This is a genomic window from Bradyrhizobium sp. USDA 4454 (genome assembly GCF_054822705.1).
Genome location: NZ_JBTRCN010000001.1, coordinates 6,140,361 through 6,152,963, shown reverse-complemented (window position 1 = coordinate 6,152,963; position 12,603 = coordinate 6,140,361). Strand labels below are relative to the sequence as shown.

11 protein-coding genes are annotated in these 12,603 nt (G+C 59.8%); 4 read left to right on the top strand and 7 right to left on the bottom strand.

Going from position 1 to position 12,603, the window contains the following annotated elements; translation table 11 throughout:
• Positions 1-118 precede the first annotated feature (118 nt).
• The gene (locus ACVIW0_RS28575; protein ID WP_461355392.1) at positions 119-1,888 is read right to left on the bottom strand and encodes a caspase family protein; all 1,770 of its coding nucleotides are present in this window, start codon (positions 1,886-1,888) and stop codon (positions 119-121) included.
• Between the two features lie 204 nt (positions 1,889-2,092).
• Between ACVIW0_RS28575 and ACVIW0_RS28570 the strand changes: the two genes are divergently transcribed.
• Positions 2,093-2,866: a methyltransferase family protein gene (locus ACVIW0_RS28570; protein WP_461355391.1), complete on the top strand. Its 774-nt coding sequence runs from the start codon at positions 2,093-2,095 to the stop codon at positions 2,864-2,866.
• A gap of 154 nt (positions 2,867-3,020) precedes the next feature.
• Here the strand turns inward: ACVIW0_RS28570 and ACVIW0_RS28565 are convergent, their stop codons facing one another.
• From ACVIW0_RS28565 to ACVIW0_RS28555, 3 genes are all read right to left on the bottom strand, one after another.
• Entirely contained in the window at positions 3,021-3,236 is a 216-nt protein-coding gene (locus tag ACVIW0_RS28565; protein WP_461355390.1) for a hypothetical protein, read from the bottom strand.
• A 181-nt stretch (positions 3,237-3,417) separates the two neighbouring features.
• The gene (locus tag ACVIW0_RS28560; RefSeq protein ID WP_461355389.1) at positions 3,418-4,038 is read right to left on the bottom strand and encodes a hypothetical protein; all 621 of its coding nucleotides are present in this window, start codon (positions 4,036-4,038) and stop codon (positions 3,418-3,420) included.
• 72 nt (positions 4,039-4,110) lie between these two features.
• Complete coding sequence (locus ACVIW0_RS28555) at positions 4,111-4,485, bottom strand: excisionase (protein WP_461355388.1); 375 nt, start codon at positions 4,483-4,485, stop codon at positions 4,111-4,113.
• A gap of 1,571 nt (positions 4,486-6,056) precedes the next feature.
• On the opposite strand from ACVIW0_RS28555, the gene ACVIW0_RS28550 reads away from it, so the two are divergent.
• Positions 6,057-6,269, top strand: coding sequence for a hypothetical protein (locus tag ACVIW0_RS28550; protein ID WP_461355387.1), 213 nt, complete (start codon positions 6,057-6,059; stop codon positions 6,267-6,269).
• A gap of 2 nt (positions 6,270-6,271) precedes the next feature.
• Positions 6,272-6,550, top strand: a complete 279-nt coding sequence (locus ACVIW0_RS28545; protein WP_461355386.1) for a hypothetical protein — start codon at positions 6,272-6,274, stop codon at positions 6,548-6,550.
• A gap of 56 nt (positions 6,551-6,606) precedes the next feature.
• Here the strand turns inward: ACVIW0_RS28545 and asnB are convergent, their stop codons facing one another.
• On the bottom strand, positions 6,607-8,547 hold the full coding sequence (asnB, locus tag ACVIW0_RS28540) for an asparagine synthase (glutamine-hydrolyzing) (RefSeq protein WP_461355385.1): 1,941 nt from the start codon (positions 8,545-8,547) through the stop codon (positions 6,607-6,609).
• Between the two features lie 262 nt (positions 8,548-8,809).
• On the opposite strand from asnB, the gene ACVIW0_RS28535 reads away from it, so the two are divergent.
• Positions 8,810-10,084 (top strand): glycosyltransferase family 4 protein, encoded by a 1,275-nt coding sequence (locus ACVIW0_RS28535; protein ID WP_461355384.1) that lies wholly within the window; start codon positions 8,810-8,812, stop codon positions 10,082-10,084.
• Here the strand turns inward: ACVIW0_RS28535 and ACVIW0_RS28530 are convergent.
• A complete protein-coding gene (locus ACVIW0_RS28530; RefSeq protein ID WP_461355383.1) occupies positions 10,041-11,318 on the bottom strand; it encodes an acyltransferase family protein in 1,278 nt (425 codons plus the stop codon). The genes ACVIW0_RS28535 and ACVIW0_RS28530 overlap by 44 nt on opposite strands.
• The gene (locus ACVIW0_RS28525; RefSeq protein ID WP_461355382.1) at positions 11,315-12,514 is read right to left on the bottom strand and encodes a polysaccharide biosynthesis/export family protein; all 1,200 of its coding nucleotides are present in this window, start codon (positions 12,512-12,514) and stop codon (positions 11,315-11,317) included. Before ACVIW0_RS28525 ends, ACVIW0_RS28530 begins: the two co-directional genes overlap by 4 nt.
• Between the last annotated feature and the right edge of the window lie 89 nt (positions 12,515-12,603).

Sequence of the window (12,603 nt, the reverse complement as noted above, 5' to 3'; positions counted from 1 at the left end):
CGAAGAGGCCTCCGTTTGGGAATAGTCTGCCGACGATTGTGCCTCGCACGCGCGGAGTCGCATGGCCCATCGCTTGTCGCCGATCAGAACTCCTGTCTGGAATGCGGCAGCACAATCGTCAGGGCAGGAAGAAGGGCATGAAGGGCACCGCGCCGCCCTCGCCCTTCTTGGATGCGCTGGCCTCGGCCCTCGGCCTTGCGGGTCTTGCCGGGGTCTCCTCCTCAGGATCCCTGGTCCGGCGTTCAACCCTGGCGGACGGAGCACGACGCGCCTTGCGCTTCTCGCATTCGTCGTCGTCATTGAGGAAATAGCCAGCAGCACAGGTGATCTTGACACAGTGATCGCCATCTCGCCTGAGACCGGATCCGCAAGTCAATGGGCAAACGCGCGCCGTCTTGAGCTTGATCGCATCAAGTGCGTCGGCGCTGGCAGCCTTGGCGTCGAACTTGGTGCCGGCGTTCTGGTTGTACCGTTCAAGGGAGCGCCGTGATGCCGCATCCCAATCGCCATCGGTTGATCCCGCGAAGCAACCGACGCGGCGCAATTCGGTCTGAAGGGATTTTGCAAGCTCAGCCGGCGCTACCGTCGGTACGGGGGCTTGCGGACTCGGCAGCGCGGCCACCTTCGTACCGGCATTTGAATCGGCATCCAGCGGCCGGTTTTGCGCGAAGGGAGCGGGCGCGCTGGTCTTTGCGGCACCCTCAGCTGCAAGACGCCGCTGTTCGGCCTGAGCCGCCTGCTGTTGCGCGGCTTCCTTGGCGGCTTCGGCTGTGGCTCGAGCTTCCTGCGCGGCCTTCAACTCCGCGGCGGCCTTCGCGAGCTGCGCTTGTTGAGCGCCCTGGTTGACGAGCCGGGCCTGCTCCTGTTCGGCCTGGCGTGCTTTTTCGGCCGCCGCGGCACGCTTCTCCTCCGCCTCGATCTTGGCGAGCTGAAGCTTTGCCAGATTGGCGTAGTAGCTATCCGGATACTGGGCGATGAAATAGTTCAATGCGTCCCTGTTGCCGACCTGCAGCGCGAGTTCGTAGTCGTGCCGCATTTCGGCACGTGGCATCACTGCTGGCGGAGCTTCTCGGGCAACTTCCTTGATCGCTTCCTTGGCGGTATCCTTGGCCGGCACCAGCGGCACGTCTTCGCCGCCAAGCGTCCCGTAGACGTACGGCTCCTGCCGATTACCGGTCGCTTTCATCACATCGTCGCGAACGAAACCGAACACCCTGCGCAGATCCAGGCCGGGAGTTCCGATGTATTTCACCAGTGCGGCTGCGTAGGGACTATTCTTGCTGTTGCCGTCCGATGCGGTCGAGCCGGCCTTGGCGGCGAAGGCCACCAGCGTGTTCGAGCTTGCCGGTTCAATGCGGGCAAGGCCGCGGCTGATCGCCCGCGAGCCCACCGTTCGTTTCATCTTGTCCGAGAAGGGATTGTTGCGGCAAGCATCGAGAATCACAAGCCGCAGTTGCCTTGCCGGTTCAACGGCCAGCAGGACGCGCTCGAGCGAAAACGCCTCGTCGTAGACGTCGGTATCGCGCTCGAGCGTAGCGTCGACGGGGATCAAATAGTTCGTGCCTTCGATTTCGATGCCGTGACCGGCGTAATAGACGACAGCGACGTCAGCGTCGCGAGACTGGTCGGCAAAATCGCGCAGCGCGCGCCGCATCTCGGCGGCTTGAAGATCCAGGCGAGTCTGGACCACGTCAAAACCTGCGTCCTTCAGGCTCGTCTCAACCATCTGGGCGTCGTTAACGGGGTTTAAAAGGGGCGCCGCGTTCTTGTATGCGGAGTTGCCTATGATGAGCGCGACGCGGTTTCCAGCCGATGCCGGCTGACAGCACAGCAGCACGGAAAGAAAAATGGAAATTTGGCCCGCTCTGAAAAAGCCGTGTGCGTGCATGGCGACACTACTGTTCAAAATGAATACCCTTTATGTGCGTGTCGCGACCGCCAAAACGGTTCAATCAGGTATCGGTGATCCGCGCGGCTCCCGCGGAAACCGGAACGAACGTGTCGGCAGGAGGGGATGAGATGTCGGCCAATTGACCTCCCCGGAGGCATGGCCTTTAGTAGTCCTGATATTTGAACGGGCGAGATCAGTGCGGTGACTGACGGGAAGCTCGGCCAGGTACCCACAGGCAGTAACGGGATCGCCAGTTCCGGCATCGATCCTTGGTTGGATTGGACCGCCAGAGCTGCACTCATCTTGATCTATGGCGGGGCCGCCCTTCTGGGCGTCGCAGGCATTCCTCAGCTATTCCCACTGGAGAGCTTTCGCGAACTGGTGATGGCAGCTGCCCACATGGCAAACGTGCTCTTCCTTGGCCTGGTTGCAGTGACGGCCGTGACCCGGCTGGTCCCCATCATGAAGTCGAAGGGCATTGAAACGCGAATTTCGGCGCTGCTGGGGACTTTTCTGAGTATTGTGCTCGCCTTTCTGCCAAAGGCAGAACTCGATCCGGTTTGGTCGATCCTGTCTACGGCGTTGGTCCTGGTGGCGACCTCGCTGTGCATTGTGGTCCTGCGCTGGTTGGGCAAATCCTTCAGTATTCTGGCGGAGGCAAGGCAGCTGGTAACGGACGGGCCTTACCGGATTGTACGGCATCCCCTTTACCTTTGTGAGATGGTCGCCCTGGCCGGCGTGACACTGCAGGTACTTTCACCGCTTGCCGTGCTGGTCGCGATTGCAGTCGTGTCGATTCAATGCCGGCGCATGTTCAACGAAGAGCGGATTCTTCGGCTGGCTTTCCCTGAATACGAAGCTTACGCGGAGCGAACGCCCTTTCTGATTCCGGCATGGCTGATCCCCGCAGGGATAGGGCGATTGGCTCATCGGGTGACGCAGAAGCTGAGCAAGGGTGCTGATCCGCGACGCTGACGCCGCGCGGGCGGGATCAGATGCCGGCCCCTGGGGCCGGCGCAACCGAGGAATTTTCCAACCACCGATTGACCACCGAAACCCTGCGAATAGACGGCAAAAAAGGTGGTCGAAGACAGGCAACCTTCATTGTTTTTGTTGAATTTTTCGCTCCCTACTTACGTTCGGGACGCAGGGGTCGCAGGTTCGAATCCTGCCACTCCGACCAGATTTCCTTGGGTTTTTTCTTCTCATCGATGGCTGTTCCCAAGTCAACCACCGATTTGACCAGCGAAACATACCGCGCTTTCTGGCCAATGGCTGCCGCGGCCCCATGCAAATGATCGGGATGGTGATGGCCATAGGTTTCCTGCAGGACCTCCGCCGACATGCCGAGGAACCCGGTTGCCTCCCAAATCGGCACGCGCGCCGCATCAACCAGGTCGCTGCCGTGTGGCGCAACGTGTGCGGAGTGACTTTCCCGGGTAACCTGGCCAGATCCACGGCAGATTTGAAGCCTTTCTTGACGGAAGCGACCGGCTTGCCATTGAACTCGACGAAGCAGGTGTTGATCAGCTTCCGGTCTTGCCAACGACGCAAATGAGCCAATAGCCGGGTGGGAGCGGGGCTGGCGTCTGACGCTTCTTGGTGGCTCGCTTCCCGATCGGCCTTCGGTAGAAGATACCACGCTCGAGATCGACGTACGAGTGTCCAAGCTCGGGGTAAGGCGATGCCGCCGCGATTGCCCCGGCCCTGGTGCCGGTGTAGAGGCCGATCAGGATAAATCTGGCCACGTGTCGCAGCGGCCGGCGGTCTGTCCGGACCGGGTCGCCCTCTGAGCTGCCGGCATGGACGGTCTGTTTTCGCGATAGCGCCAACATTGCCAAATCAGCCGCCGCCTCGCTGCGTGTCAGCCATCGGTCGCGTGCCTCACCTTTTGCCGGGAGGGAAACGCGAACCGTGCCCCGGTGAAAGCCCTGTTTTGCATGATGGTTGATCGCGGCACGAAAAGTCTCGAGGTCACGACGCGCGCCGCCCCGGCTGCCGCGATGTTTAACGTAACCGGCACAGGTTTGCGCGTTGACTGCTGCCAGCTTCTTGCCGCCCCAGAAATCGTTGAGCCGATCGATCCTCGCTTCAATTTCAAACTGATCACCGGGCTCACCGATATCGGTCAGATAGATCGACAGCACGTCGGCGCAAATCGATGTCGTCGATATCTCGTCGGCTGCGCTCCGGTTGGTATTGTTGCGCTATGTAGTTTGCTAGCGCTTGCTCTGCTTTCTGCGGAGGCTTTGTTTCAGACGCGCTCGCAATGCATCCTGTGGCGATATGCCGGTCGCCGTCTTTGATAATCCAAACGGACTGGGCGACGAGGTCGCCTCCGCGATACCGTGCTTTGCGTCTGTAGAGCCGGGCTCCTTTGCTTGGACGCGGCATAATTCCCTCATTCTCTCTATATGAGAGAGTGTCGTGTAATCCTTGCCTGCAATGCGCTCGATGACGAGCCTTCCGCGAGAACTCTCTCTGCGCAACCCGGAGGCGGTCATCGAACCATCGGGAAATGCCACGGCCGCTGCTACAGAAAGCCGAAGCGGATCGTGCAGACCAACAGCTTCGCGGTGCTTTGTGTCGATCATGTCAGCGGCATCGCAAAATCGCGAACGCACTGACGATGATCGGGCCTTAGGCGAGTGACATTCTTGTTTCTCTGATTGTTTAGAGCGTGTGTTTGTCGCGTGGGTGACGGGAGCCGGACACGTGATCCTGCATTGATCAAAGCTGCGGTCCTGATCAGCGTTGCCGCTTTTGATCAGCCGCCCCGTGGTGCTGGACGTCTCGGGATTGTCAGAGCCCATCGGCACACACAATCAACCCGTGGACGGCAACTCAATTGCGACGAGCCGCAGTTTGGGCCGACATGAGCGGGCAGGAAGAATGCCTGGGACGGAAGCGCCAGCGTTATCTTAGGTGCGGATATCGATCACTTTTGCGAAAGGCCTCATTTTCACGTTGTTCGCTTCGGCTAAATTCTCAGCTGGTCAATCTTTGCTACCGTCAACAGTGCGGGCGAAACAGGCTCGACGAAGTTGGCCGCTGACCTGGCTATGCGGAGCGATTCACACGCCGGCCGATAGGTCTATCCGGTTCAACTAGATTCTATCGGGTCGGATGTTTTGCCGCTACTGGTAGATTTGACAGGTGGAGCTCGGCCTGACGAACCTATGAGTGCGCTTCGATTCGGGATCCCGGTGCGCTCGATGTCTGTCTTGCCGCTGCTTCAGGGACGATTTCCCTGCTCATGGCAGTACGACCTATGGCAACCGTCTCGCCGCCCGAAAACCCTCGCATGCTTCTTTTTTCCCCGCCGGCAAGCCGGCTCCTCGCGGCCGCTTCGCTGCAAAAAAGGCGCGAGCTCGGGTGCGCCGCTGACGCTTCGCCCCAGGGGTTCGGCGGCGTTCTGGCCGCCACAATGCAGGTAGGAAGATGTAGAGCTGAGCTGTTTCCAACTTAAGAACCGCCCTATGCGCAAACTTGAGGAAGGCATGGTAGGTTTGGTTGCTGTGGGAAAAGGCGGTAGCGCCCCCCTGACTTGACCCCCCGGCTATTCAGGGTCCGCTTTCCTCGCGCGGGCTGATCAACCAAGGCCCGTCATTCCGACAAAGGAAGAATCCATTGAAGGGTCAATGCAGGTCTGGCGGTTCAGTTGTCGGAATGGACGTTGATTTTCCTGCCAAATCATCGGGCTCTTAATCAGCGGCTATAGCAGAATCCTTCTCGCGTGACCGGTCAGAGCCGGCGTGTGCGCGCCGGCCGATAGTCGACATCTTCGACGTTGTCGCGATCCGGGCGGCGGGCCTCCGTTGAATAAGCGTTGTTCGAACTGGGTAGATCGTCTGAGCGAAAACCTGGGAGCGCTCATCGAGCAGGCCGGCAAAGGACGAAGTCGCAGGACTTGCGAGCTTGCGCCGGCGCCTTGGCCGATCGAGCTTACCGCTTCGCTTCCAGCCGATCCCACCGGCGTTGGATCGTCCCTTGGACGACAGCGCAAGCTCCATTCAATCTCTAAGCGAATTAAGGCAACCGGATATTTACGGGGCGACCGTTAACGCTGGTGCGCGGCACAAAGGCGGGGGTCTTGCCATGGAGCCATTTGGTCAGTTTACTTGAAAGATTGCAGTTACGTTAATTGTTTGAGAGCGCATTTCTGATGAAGGCCAAAGAGCCGATTGTTGCGGGCACCGTTTTGTTGAAGCATCGCCAGGCCCTGGAAAAGCTGAGGCACCATCGTCAGCACTTGCTGGATGATGTCCGGATGTGCAGCCTGCCAGGGTTCAAGCCGTCGATCATGAGCGACATCCTCTACGAGGAGATCGCCTTCATCGAAGACACGCCAGCGCGTGTAGATGAGGATCGACCATAGTCATGAGCAGAAACTTCGATGAGATCGAGACATTGAGACCAATGACCTGCGGTGCCATCACCGATGCCAGCCTGAGGATGATATACGAAACCATCCGTAGCGCGCTCGAGGCCGACGATGAATGCGAGGCAAGCGGCGAAGATCCGAAATTCAAAGTCCGGTCGACGGCCGAATGGAAGCGGCATGCCGGCGATCTTGAGGCGGAGATGCTGAAGCGAGGACTCGCGTTCGACGCTATCGATTGGACGAACAGTCAGAGTGAGCGGCGAGGAATTCAGTGAAGGTACCGGCAAGGTGGCGAGTTCCTACGTCGTCCAGGCCGATACACTACCGTTCTTCATTTGTAGACGCCGTTGCGGTGGCACCAACGGACAAACGCGTAGATGGACCAGACGCGCGACCAGTACATGCCGGGCGCTCCGTCGAGAAAGGCCCGCCACAGTCGCTCGACCGCGGCGGGATTTAGGCCTGTTGGTGCGATCGCCTGCGGATCGCGCATGGTCCGATCCATGGCATCCTTCAATCCGCGGCGAATCCACCGGTCAAAGGGCATGACGAAGCCGGTCTTTGGGCGCTCGAAGATCGCGGGATCGAGCCCGCGCAATCCGCTCCGCCGAAGCACATCTTTGCGCCCCAGGGGCTGATATCGCGCCTGGTCCGAAAGGGCATCGACGCTTTCAAACAAGACGTGATCGACCAGGGGTACGCGCTGCTCGAGCGAACTCGCCATGCTTGCTGCATCATTGTCGCGCAGGAGTCGTTCACCCAGAAAGAGGCGTTGTTCCATTACGCTAATGGCTGAAACAGCGGTGCGGCCTGACGTTTCGGCCATCAACCGCCGGCGCATCGCGTCGGGAAGGCCGTCCGCAAGCGCGCCTGCGAAATCTGGTGCGAGCAGTTCGCCCTGAAAGCCAGGCAGAAAGAGCGCGTAGGCCATCTGGTATAGCGCCAGCAAATCTTCGCTACGCTCGACCATGTCCGGAAGCTTCGCCCAGCGCGTCTGAGGCGGCACGGGGTGAGAGGATCGTCGCATGGGCCAAGTCAACATGGCTGCAGCCTTGGCTTGCCATTTTCTGGGAAACGCGCGGGCGCGGTGACACCACTGCTGCAAGATCGGAAGTTGGCGATAGGTCGGATAACCGCCGAACAGTTCGTCGCCACCAGTTCCTGACAGCGCGACGGTGAAGCCCGCTTCGCGAATAGCCCGCGAAATGAAATAGGCGTTCAGTCCATCGAACGTGGGCTGATCAAGACTATCGAGGGCGTCGTCTAGGCTGTCGACGAACCGCTGCTCAGACAACATCACCTCATGATGCTGGGTGCCGATTGCCGCCGCGGTCCGCTTTGCGAACGGCGCTTCGTTGAACCGCTGATCCTCAAACGCGAGTGTGAAAGTATGAACCGGAGCGTCAGCTGTCAATTGCGCGAGATTCGCCATCGCGGAAGAATCGATGCCGCCCGACAGGAAAACAGCAAGTGGGACGTCACTGGCGAGATGAAGCTTCATCCCCTCTTCGAGGATCGAGGCAAGCATCGCTTCGTCCATTGTCGGTTTGGGCGACTCTCCAGGGATGCGCCAGAAATCGTCCTCACCTACTTTACGGCCTGTCCCGTCAAACTCGACGTAGTGGCCTGGCGCAAGTAGTTCAACACTCTGAACGGCGGTGCAAGGGCCGACCACAAAGCCGTTCCAAACGCTGCTCGCAACCGCCTGCGGATCAAGGCGCGGCGTTCCAAGCAAGCCTGAGGCCAGCAATGCACGCAGTTCAGATGCGAATATCAGCGACCACTTTGCGTTCGGATCGCTGGACTGTGCAATATAGAGCGGCTTGATACCGAGTTGGTCGCGCGCAAGCAGAAGTCGCCGCTGCAGTGGGTCCCAGCTTGCAAATGCGAACATGCCGCGCAGCCATCCAACTGCCTTCAGGCCATGCAAGCCGAGTGCGCGCAACATGACCGCGGTATCGCCGCTGGATCGAAAAGATTGCCCTTCGTTCTCGAGCCGTTTGCGCAGGGCGATGTAATTGTAGATTTCACCGTTGAACGAAATGACGTGTCCGGTAGTGTCGTCCAGCATCGGTTGAGCGCCGGCCGTGGAGAGATCAAGGATCGAGAGGCGGCGGTGATCGAGCATGACACCCCAGCCGCGAGCATCCGGCGTCGAGGTCCATGTGCCATGGCCGTCCGGCCCACGATGGATCATCGCCTTGCTCATCCGAGCGAGCGCAGCCCGGTTGTTGTCGTCAAGCCGGCCGATGATACCCGAGATACCGCACATTCAGTCGTCGCCTTTGCGCCTTGGGCTGGCCCGCACGAGGTGACGCCGCGGGGAGCTACCAAGACTGCTTCGGCAATGCTTTTACGTCGAAAGCCTATCCGGATAAATGGACGTCTCACCTTTCTATCATTGTTTCGTTAAGACGAACGGCCAACCGTTAACGCTAAACTCCGCTTAAGCATTGAGTAATTCGAGCTATGAGAATGTGGGCTCCCAGCGAGCATCTCAGCGCCAGCCGACGGCGGCAGGCAGGTTTGGATCGATGCACTCAGACCGCTTAAACGTTCTTTTTGTCTCACAGATGCCTGCGAGCCCGCCGCGCATAGGCGCGCAGGCGCGCATGCACGGTTTGATGACAGAACTGGCCCAGCGCCATGATCTGACGGCAGTCATGCTCGTGGATGCCGAGCACGACATCGAAGAATGCCGGACTGCCATGCAAGCCTACTGCCGCAGGGTGGTGCTCGTGCGCAATCCGCTTGGTCGCGATGGGATGCCGAAGCGCCTGCTTCAGCTGCGCTCTCTGGTGTCGCCCCTCAGCTTCGAGCGCTTGCGAATCACGGCAGACGTAGTGCGGCAGACGTTGGACGACTTGCTCGGGTCGACGCGCTTCGACGTGGTTAATCTCGAGTTTACATTTCTTGGTCACTACGAACTGCGCAAGGCGCCAGCCGGAGAGAAGCTCCCGGTGTTGGTCGTGGACTCTCACAACATCGATTACGACCTCGCTCGCCAGTACGCTCAAGGTGGCGACAGCCTGCTTCGTCGCGCTTATTCCGAAGTCAATTGGCGCAAGCTTCGGAAGGAAGAGCTCGGGACCTATCGTGACGCAGATGGCGTCTATCTGTGCAGCGTTGCCGACGAACGACGCCTGCTCGAAGAAGTGCCGGAAGTCACCACTGCCGTCATTCCCAACGCGGCGGATATCGAGTTCTATCGCCCGCGTGCCAACGATCCGAAGCCCGACGGGCGCACTGTCGTGTTCTTCGGCCTTTTGTCGTATGCACCGAACGTCGACGGTGTAATCCACTTCGTCAATGATATATGGCCGCGCATCGCGGCCAGTCACCCGAATGCGCGTTGCAAGATCATCGGCGGGTCGCCGCCCCCCGCTTTATTGGCACTGGCAAGTCCCCGCATCGAATTCACTGGATTCGTGCCGGATCTGAGACCGCATCTTGCCGAGGCCGCGGTAGTCGTCGTCCCTCTGCGACTAGGAGGCGGGACGCGGCTCAAGATTGTCGAGGCAATGGCTATGGCCAAGGCAATCGTCTCAACAACCTTGGGCGCCGAGGGGATTGAGGCCGTGCCGGATCGTGACATCGTGATCGCGGACGATGTCGAGAGCTTTGCCGCCCGTGTCGGCGATCTGCTGAGCGATACCGATCGCGCCGTAGATCTCGGACGGGCTGCGAGGCGTTTGGCGGAAAGCAAATATGCCTGGAGTTCAGCAGCTCGCGCGCTGGAGAGCTTTTACCGGGCGAGACTGGCCATCAGCCGCGGTGCGGATGAGAAGGCGCCAGGGCATCGCCAGTAGCAACGGGGCGCCGAGCGTTGAAGAACCGCTTCAGTTCCAGGAAGCGCTTTTCGAACAATTCATAGCTCAGATAGGCGATCAGCAGTGAGACGAGCACGCCCGCCGTTGCCTGTATTGCAACGGCTGCGCTGTGAGATCCCAGCCGTTCGCCGAGTACCAGTTCGGTTCGATGAGTCACGAGGTAGTATGAAATGAAATGATGGTAGACGTACAGACCGTAGCTATAGGTCCCGAGAAGCATGAGTGGCCGGCTGCAGAACAGGCGCGATACCAGCGAATGCTTTGGAGCAACAAGCACCCACATGAGGAGACAGGCCAGCAGCACAGTGATGATGGAGGACCGAACCGGAAGGACGAAAGTGTTACCTTGGTCAGTCACCAGGCGCGTCCAGATGAAAGTCAGGGAAAGCAAGGCAAATGCAGTAATTGCGACGTAGGGGAGAGCGCCTACGATTCGCTGAAGTCCGCGCGGCAGTCGGACGACAACGGCCAGAAAGGCGCCAAGGGCCAGACCGTCCAAGCGAAATGGTGTCAGAACATAAGTTGTCCACCAGCTAAGCCCGGCCAGGGAGCCGCCCAGGCGAGCGAGCATCGCGGCAGCAGATAGGCCAAGGCTGACCGCAATCAACTTTTTGGGGTGCTTGGCGACCAAATATACGACGAGCGGCCAGAAGAGATAGAAATGTTCTTCGATACAGAGCGACCAGAGATGCTCCAGATACGAGAATGACCAGTCACCGCTCCATGCGATGTAGATGTTGACGCCGTACAGCCAGGCCCAGGCCTGACGATCCATCAGGTAGTCGAGGCTCGGACCGCGCAGTGGGGCCAGCAGCGGAGCGACGAAGAAGACGAGGGCGAGCACGCCATAGTAGAGCGGAAAAATCCGCAGCACGCGCCGTATATAGAAATTGCGAAAGAAGCTGGGATCCTCCCGTGAATCATAGAGGATGCCGGTAATGAGAAAGCCGGACAGGACGAAGAACAATTCGACGCCGTAGGAGCCGTAGTTGGTGATTCCGACAACGATTTTTTCGACAGCGTTCGTGGGCAACGCGTTGCCGACGAAGTGCAGCAGCATCACCATGACGATGGCAAGCCCCCGTACTCCGTCGAGCGCAGGAATGTGTCCCTGAAGGCGGGGCCACTGGTCGCGGGCAGTTGCCTCGGCGGATTCGGTCGCCGGCAGCACACGTGCCGCGGGAGCCGGTTCCGCCAGGCCGATGGTTGTCATCGGGTCGACGTAACGACGGTGGTCGCGCCGGAGATGGTGCCGGTGGCGAGCCCCTTGAGCGTGTAGACATCGATACCGGTTACGATTGGATCGCTCACGGTGCCGATGATCATTCGAAGGTAAGTCATGAACTTGGTCGCTTCGACAGAGTTTGCATTGGATGCGAAGATGACATCTTTATTCCGCATCTCGAATTGTGTCGCGATGAAGTAGCCGCCGGGATCTCTCAAATCGAGAATATAGATAACGGGGACGAGGGGCCCGCTGTAGGGCGTGCAGTCGACGCCGAGCTGCTTGGCGACTTCGGGCGGTTCACCACGGTAAATAAACACGGACCCGGGGTCGGCGTGATCATCCTTGAGACCGCCGGCCTTCGCCATAGCTTCGGCCAGTGACAGGCGCCAGGCTCCAAACGAGAACTGTCCCTGTTGCCCGGAGGCGCCCATCGCGAGGAAGGTTTGCGGCTGCGTATATACGTAGACCGTATCCTGTGGACGAACAAAGATGTTGTTTGCCGGTTGGCTGAGCAGCGATCCGAACGGTGCGGTACCGTGCCGTCCTTCGCGTTCGAGGGCCACCCAGGTATCGAAGCCGGGATTTTTGGGGCCGCCTGCGCGCGTGATGATGTCGAGCAGCCGCTCGCCGCTGGCGCTTGCCGGCAAGCGCGAAGGCGTGTTGACCTCGCCCAATACGCTGATGGAAGTTGCCTTCTGGTCCACCAGCGCAACCACCGCCTGTGGCTCGATCGCCCGGTCCTCCAGCGACTTCACGATGGCATTCTGGACTTCATCCGGGGTGCGGCCCGCAGCGCGGATGGAGCCACCGTACGGCACCGTGATGTTGCCTTTGTAGTTCACGGCCTGATTGGGCAACGTAACGTAATTTCCCTGACGTGTTCCGGCTTCGGTCGGCGTAAACAGGCCGCCGGCCATCGATTCAAACAGCGTCACGCTGACCGTGTCGCCGACGCCAAAGCGAATCTCGGGCGGGGGGCGGCGATCCGTGAAAACGCGGTCGATCCGCGTGGAGTTGCGCACCAACACCTTCTCGGTATCGGCCGTCAGGCGCACCAGAGCATAGTGCACGCTATCAGGGTCGGTCTGTCCCGCGCGAACATAGGAGCTTGCCGGTCCCGAGGTCGGCATGGTCGAGCAGCCGGCGAGCGCGATGGTCGTTGTGACGACCAGGGCGGCCAACAGGCGGCCACCGAAACGCGAGGAATTGCCAGGCGAACGCACCGACGCCACTTCGCGAGTGGTCAGGCACGACGTTCGTCGACTGCTCT